Genomic DNA, 16,913 nt, shown 5'->3' on the forward strand with positions numbered 1-16,913 from the left:
CGTACATTTGAATACGTGAGTACCGGAAGCGCGGGAAACCGCCGTTCGCAGGCCGGCCTTACCGCGATATTGGCCTATCCGAGCTTATCCAGCAGTGGTTTCAGCCGGTCGCCATAGCGCTTCCACAGATCGACCGATCCCTGGTACATGGGCTGGCGCACCTGCGCGGCCGACGCCGTGCGCACCGGCCTGTCGGTCTGGTGGAACGACAGCACGGCATCGTGCCATGGCAGGCCGAGATAGTCGATCAGCGCCCGGCTCTGCCCATCCTGGTCGGCGACGAAATCCTCGTAGCGCACATCGTGCACGACGCCGGGCAGCACCTTGTGCCAATGCGCCATGATGTCGGTGTAGAGATTGTGGAAATCGGCGAGCTCACCGAGGTCATAGCCATAGCGGTGGCTGTCGCCGCGGAAATGCACCTTGTAGATCGACAGGCATGTCGCCGCCGCATCGCGGGCGCAATGGATGATCCTGGCCTTCGGCAGCATCATGTGGATGAAGCCGACAAGCAGGAAGTTGCCCGGCATCTTGTCGGTGACGTGGCGCATATGCGGATAGCGGGCATGCAGCATGTCCAGATAGGCCTGCCCCGCCTCGGCGAAATCCCTATCGTCCGTGTCGGCCACGCCCCACGGGAAGCCGCCCGGCATGTTCGACGGGAACTGCTTGCCGACCGCCGTCTTCAGGATGCTGAGCTCGCCCGCGCCAAAGACCTGGGGGTGACTGGCGATGATCTGTTCGACCAGCGTCGTACCCGAACGCGGCATGCCGACGACGAAGATCGGCGCGTCGTCGGCAATCGGGCTCGGCCTGTGCTTTTCGAAGAAGCCGGCATCGAACACTGTCTTCATTGCCTCGAACTCGGCGCGCGTCTTCACCGGGTCGTAGTCGATGCCCTTGCGGCGGATGGCATTGCCCTCGGCGAAATAGCCGAAGGCTCTGTCATAGTCCTTGAGATCGTCATTGGCCTTGCCGAGGCCAAACGACAGCTGCATGCGTGCCAGGCTGTCCTGAGGCGCCTTGGCGTGCTGCGCCTCCATGCCGGCCATTTCAACATCGCGCTCCTTCTGGCGCTTGACTTGCGTCAGCATCAGCCACGCGCGGGCCATGCCGGGCTGGATCGCCACCGCCTGCCGGAACAGGTCGGTCGCCTCGTCGAGCTTGCCCTTTTCCATCAGCCCGACACCCAGTCCGTGCAGCAGGTCGGCATCCCTAGGCCGGATGGTCAGTGCCTCCTGGAAGACAGCCAGCGCCTCGTCGAGGCGTCCGGCTTCCTGCAGGGTTTCGGCAAGCCCGATACGGGCGCGCACGTGGAATGGATTGCGCTGCACCGTGCCGCGATAGATGTCCTCGGCCTCGTCGAACCGGCCGATCTGCTTCAGCGATGAGCCGAGATTGTCGCGCGCCGCGAGCTGCTCCGGCCGCAGGTCCACCGCGCCGCGGAAGAAATCGATCGCCGCCGCGACACGGCCCAGATCGCGCATCACCGTGCCGAGATTGTTGAGGAAGTCGGGATTGGTCGGCTGCAGCTGAACCGACTGTTCGAGGAAATCCATGCCTTCTTCGCTGCGCCCAGTCTGGTGCAGCAGCAACCCCAGGAAATGCGCCGCAGCCGCGTGTTTGGGCTGACGCGTCAGCACCTGGCGGTAGATCGCCTCGGCTTCCTGCCGGCGCCCAGCCTGGTGCATTTGCAATGCCTGCTGCACATACTGGTCGAGGCCCAGCGGCGGCTGTCCTCCCCCGCCAGACTTAGCCGTGCCAGGCTTGGTTCCCGCACCCGCCGCTCTTCTCTGATCTCTGTTGATGGGACACCTACCGTGTTCGTGCGCCTGCCGCGATCTAGGCCATCGGCGTTACAGGTTCAAGGCTTTGCTTGATTCTGCGCCTCACGTCGCGGCGAAAGCGATCAAATCAGGCGATTGGTCTCGGCAACCTGCCTGGCCCGCCTCACAGTTCCATCGGTATCGGAGATCGTTCGCCTTGCCGCCTCGTCGCTTCTGATGGTCAGCCGCGCCGACTGGACGGCCATCGGCTTTCCGGCAGCGCCAATGGCGTACGTGGCGATTGGCCTGACGATCGGATTGATCGCCACGCTCTTCCCTTTCGAAGTTCTGACTGAATCCATGGCTTTATCCCTTTCAGAAAAAATAAAAGTATAGGCGCCGAGGAAAAACTCGGCACGCCTCCAAGAAATTTTCGAAGATATCTGCAGCCATAGCAGATTTATTCCACAAATTATATCCGTCTATTTTTCTAATCGAAGCGAGGAGTTCGGATCTTATTCTTGAATAGAGCGCCGAATTGAGCTATATAGGAAACATGGTTTGGGCCACATTTGTCATCTCGCGGTGTCGGAGGTTCTCGATCCGCCAATCTCATTCCAATTGTTAATACCGGATGCGCGTGGATTACAGTCGTCGTGTCCCCGCCTTTTTTGCGCTCAGGGCGCTGTTCACGTGACGCCGCGAGGCGGGATATCAAGGCCAGGACAATGCCGGACCGCACCACCCGTTCCATCGCCCATTTCACCGCGCCATTCGTGCTCGGTGGCCTGGAAGGACAACTGCCGGCCGGCGACTACGACATCGATCACGACGAGGAGTTGATCGAGGGAATGTCGCGGCTTGCCTGGCGCCGCGTCGCCACCTTCATCCACCTGCCGGCAAAGGCGGTGAACAACCCGCTCACTAGCCAGCTTGTCGCCATCGACCACCTGGACCTCGAAACCGCGCTGGTGCGCGACCGGGAGAATGCAGCATGATCCGTTTTCAACAGAATGCGCGACCGCGCACCGATACCCCCTCGCATCTCTTCGCCATCGGTCAGACCGTGCGGATGAAAAGCAGGACCGGCTTGGTCAACAAGACCGTGGAACTGTTCGAGATCAAGAGCAGGCTGCCGGTCAAGGACGGTTCCCCGCAATATCGCATCCGCAGCGACCAAGAGACCCACGAGCGGGTCACCACGGAAGACAATCTCGAATTGGCCGACAATCCGGCCAGCTGAGCGGAGGCCAGCCGACACGCCGCGCAACCGCAAACGCCTCGCGGCGTTGAGCCTGCACACCCAGATGCAGGAGTTTCGCGATGTCCCTCACCGCCTTTGCCCTCAACTGTTCGCTGAAAGCTTCCGGCGACAAGGAAAAATCGTCCACCGACAAGATCATCGCCGATCTGCTGGCGGCGCTCAAGCCGCATGGCGTGGAAGGCAAGGTCGTGCGCGCGCTCGATCATGACATCAAGCCCGGCGTGCTCTCCGACATGGGCAAAGGCGACGACTGGCCCGGCCTGCGCGAAAAGATCCTCGCCGCAGATATCTTCATTCTCGGCTTGCCGATCTGGTTGGGCCAGCCATCGAGCGTCGCCAAGCGCGTCTTGGAGCGGATGGACGCCTTTCTCGAGGAGACCGACGACAAGGGCCGCATGCCGGCCGCCGGCAAGGTGGCCCTGGTGGCGATCGTCGGCAACGAGGACGGCGCGCATCACTGCCACGCGGAGTGCTTCCAGGCGCTGAACGATGTCGGCTTCACCATCCCCGCCAATGGCGGCGTCTACTGGGTCGGTGAAGCCATGCAAGACGTCAATTACGTCGACCTGCCGAAAAACCCCGACAAGGTTACCGAGGCCATCGAAATGGCGGCCTCAAACGCTGCTCATCTGGCCGGCCTGCTCAAGAGCAGAGCTTATATTGGCGTGGAAAAATAATGAGCCGCCTTGCCTTCCCCCCTCGCGGGAGAGGGCAGAATCTCAGCACGGCCCCTCGCCGACGACGCGATAGTCCGAGGCACGCGCCTCGCAGGCATTGGGAAAGGTGCGCATCTCGCCATGCCGGCGGGCGCACACCGGCGCGTATTCACGGTTGCAGAACGTCTGCTCGCCATCACCACCGCCGCCACCGCCACCGCGACAGGACCCGTCACGCACGACGCGGTAATCCGCCCGATCGGCCAGACAGGCATTGGCGAAGGTCTGGCGATCTCCGCCGCGCCGGGCGCAGATCGGTTCGTACTTGGTGCAGAATTGCGGTTCAGGGCGGCGGAGGCGGTCGCGGCCCAGGTCCGTCCATCGACGACCACCGTGCAGGCGGCAAGAATTGCCTACAGGAAAAGGACGGCAAAAACCTGCCGTGAAAAGATCGCCGCAAGAACCTCAAGATCGTCTCTCACTTGATCCGTGTACCGGTCCGTACCGCCCAAGCCCGCGTGGCGGTACGTTGGTAATTATATCGACCAAAACAAGATTTAGATCAGTCGCCCATGGCGTGATCCTCGTCATTCCACTGCCAATTGCAACCTTGTTTGCGGCTTCTCGAGGAGAACGACACCCGCACCGGTGGGCTTCCAGCCGCGTCGCCGGCAATCGTCGCTTCTGGCCCATCCATGACCGGCGCTGTGGGCCGATGACCCCTGCGCCAATGAAGCCTATTTGCGGCCGGTCGACGCTTTGATCGGTCGATTTTCGTGTCGGGACGCGCCAAGGATGGCGGCCCGCGGCGCTATCTTGCAACCTTCACGTTTCCGTGCGATAAATTCTGTGTTCGGGCATTTGCGACCCGGAGAGCGGAACGTTTTGGACGACCTTTCCCCGATACTGTGAATCTCTGACGGCCCCGTTTTTCGGCGGGGGGTTTGACCATGCGCCAATGCATGACTGCCGAAAGCAACCACCAGGAACTGCCCTCGACGCCAGGTGGCGGGCAGGACCACCAAGACTGAACGGGTGAAGGAGTTTCCCCAATGGCCCAGACCGGCACCGTTAAATTCTTCAATGCGACCAAAGGCTTCGGTTTCATCACGCCCGACGGCGGCGCCAAGGACGTGTTCGTCCACATTTCAGCGATCGAGGCCTCTGGCCTGCGCACGCTTGTCGATGGCCAGAAGGTCACTTTCGATGTCGAGCCGGACCGGATGGGCAAGGGCCCGAAGGCGGTCAACCTGCGCGCAGCCTGAGCGGTCGGCGCGCGCGCATCCCAAGCGGATGGGCCAACGAGGAGCTTGACCAGGACCTGGGCAGGCAGACGGATTTTTGAAAGGCGCGGCGGTTTTCGCCGCGCCTTTTTCATGTCCGCCGCACAGCATAGACTCATCTCATCCGGAAGTTCATCCCGGGTGCGGGCCAATGACGCGCATCATAACAAGCATTTAAAGCGACGTGCTTTAAGTGCCTGCAAACTTTCACTTGCCGATAGCGCTAAAATAAAGGACAAATTTCCATTCGGGCATTTGCCGGCCCGAGACTGGAATTTATGGGATCAAAGGAGCTTCCCATGCCGCAGACCGGCACCGTCAAATTCTTCAACCATGCCAAAGGCTTCGGCTTCATCACACCGGATGATGGCGCGAAGGATGTCTTCGTCCATATTTCGGCCGTGCAGGCGTCGGGTCTCCCCGGTCTCGAAGATGGGCAGAAAGTGACATTCGACACCGAGCCGGACAAGCGCGGCAAGGGACCCAAGGCCGTCAACCTGTCGGTCGGCTGAGCCGGCTTCGGACCGGCTCCGGCAGTCAGGTCCGCGCCGAAGGTGCGGTTTTGAGGGCGTCAAAGAATGCGTGCGGCCAAATTTTCGTTCAGCCCCCGTTCAGCCACGGTCCCATATTAGTCATCGGTAAAGCCGGACTGCATCCCCTGCAAGAAACTGCACGGTCCGGTACGAAGGAGACCAAGATGAACCGCATTTTCAAGACAGCCGTGCTGTCCGCAGCCGTGGTCGCCACCACGCTGGGGACCTTTTCGGCGGCCAATGCCGATGACTGGCGCCGTTGGCACCATCACGGCCATGGCCATGGCAATGGCGACGCTGTAGCAGCCGGCGTTCTCGGCCTTGCCGCCGGCGCATTGATCGGTGGCGCATTGGCCAATGACCGGCCACCACCCGATTCCGACCGCTATTACGATGACGGTTACTACGATCGTGAGGTGCGGGTGCGCCCTGCCCCGGTCCGCCGCTACTACGCGGAACCGCAGGTGGTCTATGCCGACCGTTACGCCGAACCGTGGACGCGCGGCTGGTACGAATACTGCTCGGACCGCTACCGCACCTTCAATACCCGTACCGGCACCTTCACCGGCAGCGATGGTGAACAGCATTTCTGCACCGCCAACTGAGGCTTCCCTGCCCCAAAACAAAAAAGCGCTGACCGCAAGGCCAGCGCTTTTTTGTTGTGAGCTAGTTGGGCTTCCGGCACCGGTCCCTGTCTCATTCAGGTCAAAAACGGATTGGTTCGCCGTTCCTCGCCAAAACGCCCGCCGGGGCCATGGCCGCAGATGAACCCGATGTCGTCGCCGAGCGGCAACAGCTTGTCCTTGATCGAGGCGATGAGGGCCGCATGGTCGCCGCCCGGCAGATCGGTGCGGCCGACCGAACCGCGAAACAAAACGTCGCCGACATGGGCGAATTTGGCGGCGCGGTTATAATAGACGACATGGCCCGGCGCGTGGCCGGGGCAATGCAGCACCTCGAACACATGGCCGCCGAACGACACCGTCTCGCCCTCGGTGAGGAACCGGTCGGGCACGCAGTTTCGCACACCGCCGATGCCGTAGCGCCTGCCCTGGTTTTCCAGATTGTCGAGCAGCATCTTGTCGGCTTGATGCGGGCCGATGATCTCGACGCCGAGTGCTTCCTTCAGTTCCATGGCGCCGCCGGCATGATCGATATGGCCGTGCGTGATCCAGATCGCCTCGCCCGTGATCGCGTTGTCCTTCAACGTTGCCAGCACCTTGTCGATGTCGCCACCCGGATCCACGACGACGCCATGCTTGTCGTCCATGTCGAACAGGATGGTGCAGTTCTGCTGGAACGGTGTGACCGGCACGATGCCGGCATTGAGCTGACCCATGATCGTCCTTTCGCTGTGTCAGCGATCATGTAGAGGCATCGGTCAAAACCGTCCACATGCCGAAGGCCAAACAGTGCGTCTCCAAAAGAATGGGCGGCCGAAGCCGCCCATTCTGCGAAGCCCGAGATCGGCGGGCTTATTTCTTCATGGCGCCCATGACCGCGCCGAGAATGCCGGTCAGGATCGCGCCACCGCCGGCGCCACCGAGGATGTTCTGCAGGTTGAGCGCGCTGCCCAGGCCGCTGGTCGCCGCCGCGGCCGCGTCAGGACTGATCGTACCGCCGCCAAGCAGGCTGCCGAGGATCGCCGCGCCGCCGACACCGCCGATGGCTCCGCCCAAGATTTTGGTAAGCTGGCCCATTGCCGCCGTCTTGATCGCCACACTGACCGCCTGACCACCAATAATGCCTGTAATGATCTGAATAATGATCGGAAGAAGCGTGTTCATGTCCATATGATTAGTCCCTCCATAGCTGCCAGCCTCCCGGGCCGACACCATGATGAGACGCCGAATTGGATGAAAGTCAAATGCAGAAACGCTGAAATAAAAGGGGCGGCCCGAAAACCGCCCCTGCTTGCACGAAAAGCTGTGACTATCGTTATTCTGCGGCGATAGCATGCTTGGGTTGAACGGCGATAGAATAGTCGTTCATGAGATTCTTGGCGATCTCGCCGACTTCGAATCGGTAAGGGCCGATCTCCGAAACCGGAGTTACTTCCGCTGCCGTTCCGGTCAGGAAGCACTGCTCGAACCCTTCCAATTCTTCCGGCAGGATGGCGCGTTCGATGATCTCCAGGCCGCGATCCCTGGCGAGACCGATGACCGTGCGGCGGGTAATGCCGTCGAGGAAGCAATCGGGCTTGGGAGTATGGATCTTGCCGTCCTTGACGAAGAAGATGTTGGCGCCGGTTGCTTCGGCGACCTGGCCCCGCCAGTCGAGCATCATGGCGTCGGCAAAGCCCTTGGCCTCGGCGGCATGCTTGGACATGGTGCAAATCATGTAGAGGCCGGCGGCCTTAGACCGCGACGGCGCCGTGCGCGGATCGGGCCGGCGCCATTCCGCCACATCGAGACGGATGCCCTTCAGCTTCTGCGCCGGGTCGAAATAGCTCGGCCATTGCCAGATGGCGATGGCGACGTTGATGCGGTTGTTTTGCGCCGAAACACCCATCTGCTCGCTGCCGCGCCAGGCGATCGGCCTGACATAGGCGTCCTGGAAGCCCTGCTTCTTCAGGAGCGTGGTCGACGCGTCGTTGAGCTCGGCCACCGAATAGGGAATCTTGAAGCCGAGCAGGCGCGCCGATTCATGCAGGCGTTCCGTATGCTCGTTGAGCTTGAAGATCTCGCCGCCATAGGCGCGCTCACCCTCGAAGACCGCGCTGGCGTAATGCAGGCCGTGGGTCAGCACATGAATCTTGGCGTCCCCCCACGGGACGATCTCGCCATTCATCCAGATGAAGCCGTCCAGTTGATCGAAGGGAACGGATGCCATGGTAACCTCCCGCGGGTCGCGACCCGCATATCCTAGTGTCGTTGCGTGTTCTTTTTTGGCAGCGCCATGTGGTTGGAGACGCCGGCCGGTGTCTGGAAGCGTAAGCGGATATTCGCGCCCTGGCAAACTCAGGAAGTTCCGGAAAAACCGGCCTGCCTCGCCTTTTCGTTCGCAATCCGCTCAAAAGCTTGTCAAAAATTACCATTGCAGGGAAATTACGTCAATAGTACTGACATAATCTCCCGTTCCCATGGAGAAATGATGACGGATAAAAGCCCAGCTGCCGGAAAACCGATCAGGACCGCGATCACCAGCGAGGACGGCATCGACTTCGCCCTCATCGAACTCTTCTTCTTCGCCTATCGCGACTTCACCTCCGATCCCGATCAGATCCTGGCCGACTACGGCTTCGGCCGCGCCCACCACCGCGTGCTGCACTTCGTCAACCGCCGGCCGGGCCTGACCGTCGCCGAACTGCTCGACGTGCTGAAGATAACCAAGCAGAGCCTGGCGCGTGTGCTGAAGCAATTGATCGACACCGATCACGTCGTGCAGTTGCAAGGCCCGCGCGACCGTCGCCAGCGCGAACTCTATCCGACGGCCAAGGGCCGGGCGCTGGCGCTGGCACTGGCGCGGCCACAGTCACGCCGCATCCGTGCTGCATTGGAAGATTCCGGCGCCACCGAACGGACCTTGGTGGAACGCTTCCTCGAAGCGATGGTCAATCCGGAACTGAGAGCTCAGATCGACGTTGGGTCCGCAAAAATGTCAGGGAAAAGCCATGGAGAGCACTGAGAGGGTCGACACCGCGGCCGCACCGGATGACGACGCACCGCATCTGCTCGTGGTCGACGACGACACCCGCATTCGCAATCTTCTGAAGCAGTATCTGACCGAAAACGGCTTTCGCGTCACCGTCGCCGGCAATGCCGGCGAGGCCCGCCGCAAGCTCGCCGGCCTCGATTTCGACCTGCTCGTGCTCGACGTGATGATGCCGGGAGAAAGCGGCGTCGATCTCACCAAGGCTCTGCGCGCCGAGAAGAACGTGCCGATCCTGATGCTGACGGCCTTGTCGGAAACCGACAGCCGCATCTCGGGGCTCGAAGCCGGCGCCGACGACTACCTGCCAAAACCCTTCGACCCGCGCGAGCTGATCCTGCGTATCAACAACATCCTGCGCCGGGGCGGCCCGGCGGCGACGCCCAAGGTCGAGCAGCTGGTGTTCGGCCCCTACACCTTCCAGATCGCCAGGCGCGAACTGAAGCGCGGCGGCGAGGCGCTGAAGCTGACCGACCGCGAACAGGAGATCCTGGCGATCTTCGCAGCGCGCGCCGGCGAAACCATCCCCCGCCACGAACTGGTCGGCGATGATTCGGAAGTCGGCGAGCGCACCATCGACGTCCAGATCAACCGGCTGCGCCGCAAGATCGAGCGCGATCCGTCCAATCCAGTCTGGCTGCAGACCGTGCGCGGTATTGGGTATCGGCTCAGCGTGGAATAGCTAGTTCTACAGCGAGAACCGGCAACGGAGTTGACCCAGGTATTCGTCCTGCTTACTCGATGCCGGCGAGCCACCGCACCATGTTCGCCATCAGTTTGCCGCGACCGGCCACCGAGAAAATCCTGCGACAGCCAATGCGGCCCGATGTCGGTCGCCCAGGCGAGCGTGCGGGCGCGACCGTGGTTGCGAACCGCGAGCAGCGGCCAGTCCGAGCCCCCGATAGTGCAGGTCGCAAGCAGACGGATGAACCGTCGTTCCTGAAATCCAGCTTGTTCATGCCCAGGATGGGCCGCAACGGCCCCCCCACGCCGGCGAAGATCGGGTGGGACGACTGCAGGATGGAGGCGTTGAGGCACGGTGATGCCCTCGGCGGCCAGCGCGGCGTTGAAGGCCGTTGCGCCATTGGTCGAGGTCGCACTTGCCAGCGCGTCGCCGCGAACGGCGGCCGACGTCGTCGCTACGAAGGTTCACTTGCAAGCAACAGTTTCATTGCCGTCCCCACACTGTTCGATCAAGAAGTTGGGAAAACGGGCGCCGGTTTCAGCCGGCGCCCGCCGTGTCTAGACCTGGAGGATCAGAACTTGAACTCGGCCAGGTTTTCAGGGGTCACGATTTTCGCCGGCCCAAGGATCAATTCGCCGCTGGCCCCGATCGTGTATTCGCCGAGCCTGCCTGCCGTGAACTTCTCACCTTCCTTGCCGGTGATCTTGCATTGCGCAAGCGCCTGGGCTGCTTGATAGGCAAGATAGCCAAGATCGGTGACATTCCACCAGATATCCTGCGCGGCACCGTCCTTGATGTACTTCGAGATCAGAGTGGCCGGCGCGAGACCGGTCAGCTTGACCTTGCCGATCATGCCGGCTTCCTCGAGTGCACGCGCGGCCGCCGGAAGGCCAATGCCTGCCGGAACGATGATCACCTTGAGATCCGGAAACGCCTGGACCAACGCCAACGCCTGTTGCTGGTTGACCTGTTCGCTCTCTTCGCCATAGGCGACCTGCACCAACTTCATCTTGGCGAACTTCGGCTCGGCCGCCATCTTCGCTTTGATGAAGTCGATCCAGGCATTCTGGTTGGTCGCCGTGGGTGTCGACGATAGGATTGCGAATTCGCCTTCACCGCCGCTGAGATCGAATGCACTTTCCAGCATCATCTCGGCGAGACTGTCGCCCTTCACCTGGTTCACGAATACCGCGCGGGCATCGGCCGCCACGTCGGAGTCATACGAGATCACCCTGACGCCCTGCTGAACGGCGCGCTTCAGAGCAGGCGCAACGGCATTGGCGTCGTTGCCGGCAATTGCGATGACCCCGACCTTCTGCGACACGAGGCTGTTGATGAATTCGATCTGCGCCTCGGCCGTCGCCTGCGATGGGGCGACCTGGGTAGCAGTGCCGCCAATTTCCTTCGCCGCCTCTTCGGCGCCTCCAAAGGCCACCTTGAAGTAGGGGTCTGTGTCGAGCTTGGGCAGGAAGCCGACCGTCACGGGTTCCTTGGCGCATTCCTGGCTGAAGGCCAGCGAGGCCGGCGCGAGCAGAACCGCGGATGCGATCAGGGCTAATCTAAACGCTTTCATTGTGACTCCTCCGTCAAAAACATCGGGCTTGAAGGAAGGGGCTCGAGATCACCCCTTGGTCTCGCGCAAGACGCGCGATCTGCTGAGCCTCTCCTGTGCGGAGCGCCAGTAATTGCCGACCAGCAGCGAGCCGATCAGAAGCAGGCCGATGATCATACCCTGCGCGTCGCCGCCGACCTGGTTGAGCGCCAGCACGTTTCGGATCACGGCGATCAGGAGCAGTGCCAGCATGACACCGGTCAGGCGGCCCTTGCCGCCAAACACGCTCACGCCGCCGAGCAGCACGATGGTGATGACGTCGAGTTCCATGCCGAGCGCGTTGTTGGCGCGGGCGTTGGAGAGCCGCGCGGTATAGACGATGCCGGCGATGGCCGCGACGACGCCCGAGACGATGAATAGATTCAGGATCATCCGGCGCGTGTTGATGCCGGAATAGCGCGCCACTTCGGGGCTGCCGCCGAGCGCATGGATGCGCTTGCCGCTCGGCGTCTTCTGAAGGATGACGGCAAACACTGGCGCCAGCACCAGGAAAGGCACGATGGTCCACGGTATCTCAGTGCCTGGCAGGTTGTTGATCCCGAAATCGACGACGGCTGGCGGCAGGATGTTGACCGAACCGGTGCCGAGCAGGATGTAGCCAATACCGCGATAGAGCGCCATGGTGCCGAGCGTCACCACCAGCGACTGCAGTCCCAGGCCCGAGACCAGATAGCCGTTGAAGGCGCCGAGCAGGCCGCCGGCCAAGAGCGTCAGCGGGATTGCCGCCAGCGTAGGCGCGCCCGCTTGGACGAGCAGGCCGAACACCACGGACGTCAGCGCCAGCACCGAGGCAATCGACAGGTCGATCTCGCGGATGATGATGAGCAGCGTCATCGGCAGGATCAGCAACGCCTTTTCCGAGGTACTCGCCGCCAGCTGCGAGAGATTGAAGCCAGAGACGAAATTCGGCACGAAGATCGCCGCGTAGAGGAAGGCGGCCAGACAAGAGGTCGCCAGCAGCAGGTCCCAGAAATCGATCGAGCGCAGGAACTTGTTCATCGCGCCCTTGCCTGTCTTGCCTGCTCCGCGCGCCGCACGATGAAGGTATCGATGCCGATGGCGACCAGGATCACCAGCCCGTAGACGCCTTGCAGCCACAGCGGGTCGACGCGCACAAGGGTTAGCCCGTTCTTGATGACCAAAAGGGTGAGCGCGCCGAGGATGATGCCGAGCAGTGTGCCCGAACCACCGCGGATGGCGACCCCGCCGACCACCGCCGAAGCGATCACGGTGAGTTCGAAGCCAAGCGCGACGCGGGCATCGATGGTGGCATAGCGGGAGGCCCACAGCGCCCCGCAAAGGCCACCGAGCAAGCCCGCCATGCCAAAGGCAAGCAGGATGCGGCGGTCGACCGGGATGCCGATGAGCCGCGCGCCGTCGGGGTTGGAGCCGGTAGCAAACAGTTCGCGCCCGACGGAAGTGCGATAGAGCAGGACGTAGCCAGCGCATAAGATGAGAATAGCGATGACGACGATCAGCGGCACGCCGGCGATCTTCAGGCCGGTCATGTCGAGCCAGGCCTGCGTGACCTCGTCCGCACTGACCTGGTCGCCGGCCGCCCAGATCGAGTTGAACCCGCGAAAGATCGACATCGAGGCCAGCGTGACGACGATGGCCGGGATCCTTCCCCGGGTGACGACAAGGCCGTTGATCAGACCGGCGATGCCGCCGACCGCGCATGCGGTCACCAGGCCGATGCCGATGTCGAGCCCGGGATAGGCCTGAACCATGCTGGCGGCCATATAGGCGGAAAGACCGATCACCGCGGCGATCGAAAGGTCGATATTGCGGGTAATCAGCACCAGCATCTGGGCGAGTGCGGCGACGACCAGCAGTGCCGCGTCCATCGACACGGCGGTCAGGTTTGCCGCGCTTACCATGCGCGGGTTGATGATGGTGACCGGAATGGCGACCGCTAGCATCGCGGCGAGCAGCCCGAACTCTCGCCGCTTCAGGAAATCGAGCGTTCCTTTTCTCTTCTCCTTGAAGGCGGCACGCTCAGCCTGCGCTGCCGGATCGACGCGCTCGCTGGTCTTCGTCGCCGCTTCCAGCACCCTTTTCTGGGTGGCTTCGCCGCGTGCGAATTCGGCCGTTTGGTGACCTTCGCGCAGGACGACGATGCGGTCGCACATGCCGATCAGTTCGGGCATCTCGGAAGAAATCAGGAGGATCGCCATGCCTTGTGCGGCAAGGGCGGCGATCATGGCATGCACTTCCGCCTTGGTGCCAACATCGATGCCTTGCGTCGGCTCGTCGAGGATGAGTACGCGCGGCTCGGTGCGCAGCCATTTGGCCAGCACCACCTTCTGCTGGTTCCCACCGGACAATTCCTTGACCGGCTGCCCGTAACTGGAGAAGCGCAGCTTCATGCGTTTCAGCCAGTCCGCAACCAGATCGATCGCACGATCCGTGCCGTAAAAACCGGCCGGCGCGGCCTTGTCGAGGACCGGCAGCACCGCATTGTCGAGGATCGAGAAATCCATCACCAAGCTCTGGCCCATACGGTCTTCCGAGACATAGGCGATGTGCGCATCCATGGCGTCACGCGCCGAGGCGAAGCGCACGACTAGGTCGTCGATCAGGATTTCGCCAGCGTCAGGCTGGTCGATGCCGAACAACACGCGCGCGATCTCGGTTCGCCCGCTGCCCACGAGGCCGCCAAGTCCAAGCACCTCCCCGGCGCGGAGCTTCAAATCAATGTTGGAGAAGCCGCCGGCGCGCGAAAGCCCCCTCGCCTCCAGCACCAATGCGCCGGTGGCGTGGTTTCGTTCCGGGTAGAGGTCGGTCACCTCGCGGCCGACCATCATGCTGATGGCCGCGGCGCGACCAAGCTCAGCCTTCGGCTTGACGCCGATAAGGCGTCCGTCCCGCAGCACCGCGATGCGGTCGGCGATGCGGAAGATTTCGTCCATGCGGTGACCTACGAACATCATCGCCACGCCGTGCAGCCTGAGATCGGCAACGACAGTGAACAGCCGCTCGACTTCGCGCTGCGATAGGGCCGCCGTGGGCTCGTCCATGATCAGCACGCGCGCGTCGAGCGATAGCGCGCGGGCGATCTCGACCAATTGCTGCTCGGAGGTGCGCAGCGCGCCTAACCGCATTTCGGCCGGCACGTCGAGACCGACCGTCGCCAACACCTTGCGCGCGCCGGCTATCATGGCGGCGTTGTCGATGCCACCAAAACGGTCGCGCGGCATGTGGCCGAGATAAATGTTTTCCGCGACCGGTAGATCGGGGAACAGGCCGGGATGCTGGTGCATAACCGCGATGCCGGCAGCCTGGGCGTCCTGTGGCGAATGCAGAACAACAGGCTTGCCATCGATCTCGATATGGCCGCCGGTTGGGGCATGCACACCGGCCAGCAGCTTCACGCACGTGCTCTTGCCGGCGCCGTTTTCGCCAAGCAATGCCAGCACCTCGCCGGAGCGCAATTCGAAGGACGTATCCTTGAGGGCGATCGTGCCGCCAAAGGCCTTTGTCGCCTGAACCAGGGCGATGGGGATAGCCACGTTCCCATTTGCCGTAGCATCGGCTTGGCCATGTATGCCTGAGTGCAGCACCTCTCCTCCCCAGCAGTTGTTGTTTTTTCAATTTGCTATATTAAATGCGCCACGCCCGCAACCAGAAAATTGACTTCCGTTGCCCTGGGAGGCACTGTCGCGTTGCGCACGGGTGCGGATGGGGTGCCACGATCGCAGCAGATTGGGAGCTGCAGGCGGCCAGAGTGGCTTCGCAAGAGATGAATGGAGGCGTCGGTTTGTCTGGAAAAGGCAGTAATTCCGTCAAGGTTCGGCATTACAACGAGCGATTCGTGCTTGATGCCATTCGCCGACTGAAGGAGGCTTCCAAGTCTGACCTGGCGCGCGCGGCAAACCTGACACCGGCCGCTGTGGCAACCATTGTCGACGGGTTGGAGTCGTCTGGTTTCGTAAAGCAAGTGGGAAAAAGGTTCGGACAGCGCGGTTCTCCTTCCACACTCTACAGGCTTACGCCGGAGCGCATCTACAGCGTCGGCATCAAGATCGGCCGGCGTGCGCTGGAGGCGGTGCTTGTCGACTTTGCCGGCGAGGTCCGCGCGCGCGAGTCGCACGAATACCGGTTTCCGGATCCCGATCTGGTGCTCAGAGCCGGAAATATGTCGCTTGCCAGTTTCGACAAGGTGGTCGCCGGGCTTGGCGATGCCAGCATTGTCGGCGTCGGAATCGCTTCGCCTTATTTCCTCGGCGGCTGGAGCGAGGAGCTAGGCTTTCCCGACGACCTTGGCAGCCGGTGGGAGGCAATCGACCTGACGACATTCTTCGCCCCGAGGCCCAAGACGCCAGTCTTCGTGGAAAACGACGCGTCGTCGGCAGCGTTGGCCGAACTCATCCAGGGGGCCGGCGCGCGGTTCCGCGACTTCATGCATATCTCGATCGACACTTTCGTAGGCGGCGGGCTTGTGCAAGGCGGCAAGGTCCATACCGGCCCGCATGGCAACACGGCTGCGCTTGGCCCGTTGCCGGTCTCTCCTTCAGGCCTCGATTCGGTGGCGGCCAAGCCGGCGCGCTACCAGAGTCTGCTGCACCGCGCCTCCATCTATGTGCTGGTCAATCATCTCAAGTCTCGCGGCATCGAGATCAATCGCGTGCGGGAACTGTATCCGCTGCCGCCTGGGGCGCGCGAGCCGTTGTTCGAATGGGTCGAAGATTGCGCCAACGCGCTGGTTGAGGCGATCATCGCCATCACCTCTGTCATCGACATCGAGGCGATCGTTCTCGACAGCATCTTGCCGCGGCCTATCCATCTCGAGCTACTGGCGAGGGTGCAGACTCAGTTTAACCGGACTAGCGCCCTCGGCATCGTGGCGCCGGAAATCGTGTCGGGACAATTCGGCCCTGAGGCGTCACCGATCGGCGCGGCCATGTTGCCGTTCTCCGCGCTGCTGGCCCCTGACAGCGGCGTGCTGATGATCGGCAAGGACAGAATAATGTTGCTGGGTAGCCTCTCGAGGCTTGCCGCCCAAAGGTAACGAGCAAAATGCTCAGCGGTCTCGTGCGCGAGCTAAATGGACTGGACTGTCAAGCTGTCATCAGGTTGCGGTGCTGACGCCAGAGAAATCCAAGAGACGCTTCGTGGCTTGGCGGAGATCCATTAAGGCCAACGACTTCCGAGTTTCGCATTCGATTTCAAGAGCCGCGACTGAACCCCTCACGCCTCGGCCGACAAGACTGCAGGATGGTCGGCGTCCTGAGGGTGAAGAGGATGCTGGAGCTGGTTCTACACGGACCAAGTTATTAGGTCTCTTTCAACATGTGATCGCATCAAACCCTAGGACGGCAAGCGATCCTTTCCAAGCGTCCTGCCGGCCTCGCCACACTTTACGCGGTGCCGAACGTCACCGTCGGGGAGCCAACTCAGCCCTAGTGAGTTTGATAGAATGGCTTATATGAGGTCAAATACCTACCAAACGAAGCGGCGCCG

The 16,913-nt window shown here is 62.0% G+C and carries 17 protein-coding genes and 2 pseudogenes; 9 read left to right on the plus strand and 10 right to left on the minus strand.

The features are described from left to right. Positions 1 to 74: 74 nt before the first annotated feature. Positions 75 to 1,709, minus strand: coding sequence for a tetratricopeptide repeat-containing sulfotransferase family protein (locus AC3CB8_RS27035; protein WP_023770256.1), 1,635 nt, complete (start codon positions 1,707 to 1,709; stop codon positions 75 to 77). A gap of 200 nt (positions 1,710 to 1,909) precedes the next feature. Further along, a complete protein-coding gene (locus AC3CB8_RS27040; RefSeq protein WP_031251992.1) occupies positions 1,910 to 2,128 on the minus strand; it encodes a hypothetical protein in 219 nt (72 codons plus the stop codon). A 366-nt stretch (positions 2,129 to 2,494) separates the two neighbouring features. Between AC3CB8_RS27040 and AC3CB8_RS27045 the strand changes: the two genes are divergently transcribed. The 3 genes from AC3CB8_RS27045 to AC3CB8_RS27055 all read left to right on the plus strand — a co-directional run bounded on the left by AC3CB8_RS27045 (position 2,495) and on the right by AC3CB8_RS27055 (position 3,707). Continuing rightward, the gene (locus tag AC3CB8_RS27045) at positions 2,495 to 2,764 is read left to right on the plus strand and encodes a hypothetical protein (protein ID WP_023770258.1); all 270 of its coding nucleotides are present in this window, start codon (positions 2,495 to 2,497) and stop codon (positions 2,762 to 2,764) included. Beyond that, complete coding sequence (locus AC3CB8_RS27050) at positions 2,761 to 3,009, plus strand: hypothetical protein (RefSeq protein ID WP_023781445.1); 249 nt, start codon at positions 2,761 to 2,763, stop codon at positions 3,007 to 3,009. The genes AC3CB8_RS27045 and AC3CB8_RS27050 overlap by 4 nt, the downstream gene beginning before the upstream one ends. 80 nt (positions 3,010 to 3,089) lie before the next feature. Continuing rightward, positions 3,090 to 3,707: a flavodoxin family protein gene (locus tag AC3CB8_RS27055; protein WP_023770259.1), complete on the plus strand. Its 618-nt coding sequence runs from the start codon at positions 3,090 to 3,092 to the stop codon at positions 3,705 to 3,707. A gap of 42 nt (positions 3,708 to 3,749) precedes the next feature. Here the strand turns inward: AC3CB8_RS27055 and AC3CB8_RS27060 are convergent. After that, positions 3,750 to 4,096, minus strand: a pseudogene (locus tag AC3CB8_RS27060) (Kazal-type serine protease inhibitor domain-containing protein). A gap of 642 nt (positions 4,097 to 4,738) precedes the next feature. On the opposite strand from AC3CB8_RS27060, the gene AC3CB8_RS27065 reads away from it, so the two are divergent. The 3 genes from AC3CB8_RS27065 to AC3CB8_RS27075 all read left to right on the plus strand — a co-directional run bounded on the left by AC3CB8_RS27065 (position 4,739) and on the right by AC3CB8_RS27075 (position 6,107). Beyond that, on the plus strand, positions 4,739 to 4,951 hold the full coding sequence (locus AC3CB8_RS27065; RefSeq protein WP_006202520.1) for a cold-shock protein: 213 nt from the start codon (positions 4,739 to 4,741) through the stop codon (positions 4,949 to 4,951). Between the two features lie 317 nt (positions 4,952 to 5,268). Then, positions 5,269 to 5,481 carry a cold-shock protein gene (locus tag AC3CB8_RS27070; protein ID WP_008877668.1) on the plus strand — a complete coding sequence of 71 codons (213 nt, stop codon included), beginning with the start codon at positions 5,269 to 5,271 and terminating at the stop codon, positions 5,479 to 5,481. 185 nt (positions 5,482 to 5,666) lie between these two features. Then, positions 5,667 to 6,107: a BA14K family protein gene (locus tag AC3CB8_RS27075; RefSeq protein WP_352564526.1), complete on the plus strand. Its 441-nt coding sequence runs from the start codon at positions 5,667 to 5,669 to the stop codon at positions 6,105 to 6,107. A gap of 95 nt (positions 6,108 to 6,202) precedes the next feature. On the opposite strand, the gene AC3CB8_RS27080 is transcribed toward AC3CB8_RS27075, so the two are convergent. The 3 genes from AC3CB8_RS27080 to AC3CB8_RS27090 form a co-directional block, all read right to left on the minus strand. Further along, positions 6,203 to 6,841, minus strand: coding sequence for an MBL fold metallo-hydrolase (locus AC3CB8_RS27080; protein WP_352564524.1), 639 nt, complete (start codon positions 6,839 to 6,841; stop codon positions 6,203 to 6,205). Positions 6,842 to 6,977: 136 nt separating this feature from the next. Next, positions 6,978 to 7,295 (minus strand): hypothetical protein, encoded by a 318-nt coding sequence (locus tag AC3CB8_RS27085; protein ID WP_023770262.1) that lies wholly within the window; start codon positions 7,293 to 7,295, stop codon positions 6,978 to 6,980. A 145-nt stretch (positions 7,296 to 7,440) separates the two neighbouring features. Then, the gene (locus AC3CB8_RS27090; RefSeq protein WP_023781444.1) at positions 7,441 to 8,334 is read right to left on the minus strand and encodes a branched-chain amino acid aminotransferase; all 894 of its coding nucleotides are present in this window, start codon (positions 8,332 to 8,334) and stop codon (positions 7,441 to 7,443) included. 261 nt (positions 8,335 to 8,595) lie between these two features. Between AC3CB8_RS27090 and AC3CB8_RS27095 the strand changes: the two genes are divergently transcribed. Continuing rightward, complete coding sequence (locus tag AC3CB8_RS27095) at positions 8,596 to 9,129, plus strand: MarR family winged helix-turn-helix transcriptional regulator (protein ID WP_023770264.1); 534 nt, start codon at positions 8,596 to 8,598, stop codon at positions 9,127 to 9,129. Continuing rightward, entirely contained in the window at positions 9,116 to 9,835 is a 720-nt protein-coding gene (locus AC3CB8_RS27100) for a response regulator (RefSeq protein WP_023770265.1), read from the plus strand. Before AC3CB8_RS27095 ends, AC3CB8_RS27100 begins: the two co-directional genes overlap by 14 nt. A 125-nt stretch (positions 9,836 to 9,960) precedes the next feature. Here the strand turns inward: AC3CB8_RS27100 and AC3CB8_RS27105 are convergent. From AC3CB8_RS27105 to AC3CB8_RS27120, 4 genes and pseudogenes are all read right to left on the minus strand, one after another. Next, a pseudogene (locus AC3CB8_RS27105) lies at positions 9,961 to 10,191 on the minus strand (hypothetical protein); the annotation flags it as partial. Positions 10,192 to 10,409: 218 nt separating this feature from the next. Then, positions 10,410 to 11,411 carry a rhamnose ABC transporter substrate-binding protein gene (locus tag AC3CB8_RS27110; RefSeq protein WP_023770267.1) on the minus strand — a complete coding sequence of 334 codons (1,002 nt, stop codon included), beginning with the start codon at positions 11,409 to 11,411 and terminating at the stop codon, positions 10,410 to 10,412. Between the two features lie 48 nt (positions 11,412 to 11,459). Then, entirely contained in the window at positions 11,460 to 12,449 is a 990-nt protein-coding gene (locus AC3CB8_RS27115; RefSeq protein ID WP_352564521.1) for an ABC transporter permease, read from the minus strand. Beyond that, a complete protein-coding gene (locus AC3CB8_RS27120; RefSeq protein WP_352564519.1) occupies positions 12,446 to 14,962 on the minus strand; it encodes an ATP-binding cassette domain-containing protein in 2,517 nt (838 codons plus the stop codon). Before AC3CB8_RS27120 ends, AC3CB8_RS27115 begins: the two co-directional genes overlap by 4 nt. Positions 14,963 to 15,057: 95 nt before the next feature. Between AC3CB8_RS27120 and AC3CB8_RS27125 the strand changes: the two genes are divergently transcribed. Next, positions 15,058 to 16,461, plus strand: coding sequence for an ROK family transcriptional regulator (locus tag AC3CB8_RS27125; protein ID WP_352726633.1), 1,404 nt, complete (start codon positions 15,058 to 15,060; stop codon positions 16,459 to 16,461). The last annotated feature ends 452 nt before the right edge of the window (positions 16,462 to 16,913 follow it).

The sequence above is a fragment of the Mesorhizobium sp. P160927 genome, assembly GCF_057766385.1.

Excerpts from the sequence above, each read along its gene's own strand:
- AC3CB8_RS27040 (WP_031251992.1), bottom strand. The coding sequence starts at position 2,128 with ATGGATTCAGTCAGAACTTCGAAAGGGAAGAGCGTGGCGATCAATCCG.
- AC3CB8_RS27045 (WP_023770258.1), top strand. The coding sequence starts at position 2,495 with ATGCCGGACCGCACCACCCGTTCCATCGCCCATTTCACCGCGCCATTC.
- AC3CB8_RS27050 (WP_023781445.1), top strand. The coding sequence starts at position 2,761 with ATGATCCGTTTTCAACAGAATGCGCGACCGCGCACCGATACCCCCTCG.
- AC3CB8_RS27055 (WP_023770259.1), top strand. The coding sequence starts at position 3,090 with ATGTCCCTCACCGCCTTTGCCCTCAACTGTTCGCTGAAAGCTTCCGGC.
- AC3CB8_RS27065 (WP_006202520.1), top strand. The coding sequence starts at position 4,739 with ATGGCCCAGACCGGCACCGTTAAATTCTTCAATGCGACCAAAGGCTTC.
- AC3CB8_RS27070 (WP_008877668.1), top strand. The coding sequence starts at position 5,269 with ATGCCGCAGACCGGCACCGTCAAATTCTTCAACCATGCCAAAGGCTTC.
- AC3CB8_RS27075 (WP_352564526.1), top strand. The coding sequence starts at position 5,667 with ATGAACCGCATTTTCAAGACAGCCGTGCTGTCCGCAGCCGTGGTCGCC.
- AC3CB8_RS27080 (WP_352564524.1), bottom strand. The coding sequence starts at position 6,841 with ATGGGTCAGCTCAATGCCGGCATCGTGCCGGTCACACCGTTCCAGCAG.
- AC3CB8_RS27085 (WP_023770262.1), bottom strand. The coding sequence starts at position 7,295 with ATGGACATGAACACGCTTCTTCCGATCATTATTCAGATCATTACAGGC.
- AC3CB8_RS27090 (WP_023781444.1), bottom strand. The coding sequence starts at position 8,334 with ATGGCATCCGTTCCCTTCGATCAACTGGACGGCTTCATCTGGATGAAT.
- AC3CB8_RS27095 (WP_023770264.1), top strand. The coding sequence starts at position 8,596 with ATGACGGATAAAAGCCCAGCTGCCGGAAAACCGATCAGGACCGCGATC.
- AC3CB8_RS27100 (WP_023770265.1), top strand. The coding sequence starts at position 9,116 with ATGGAGAGCACTGAGAGGGTCGACACCGCGGCCGCACCGGATGACGAC.
- AC3CB8_RS27110 (WP_023770267.1), bottom strand. The coding sequence starts at position 11,411 with ATGAAAGCGTTTAGATTAGCCCTGATCGCATCCGCGGTTCTGCTCGCG.
- AC3CB8_RS27115 (WP_352564521.1), bottom strand. The coding sequence starts at position 12,449 with ATGAACAAGTTCCTGCGCTCGATCGATTTCTGGGACCTGCTGCTGGCG.
- AC3CB8_RS27125 (WP_352726633.1), top strand. The coding sequence starts at position 15,058 with ATGCGCCACGCCCGCAACCAGAAAATTGACTTCCGTTGCCCTGGGAGG.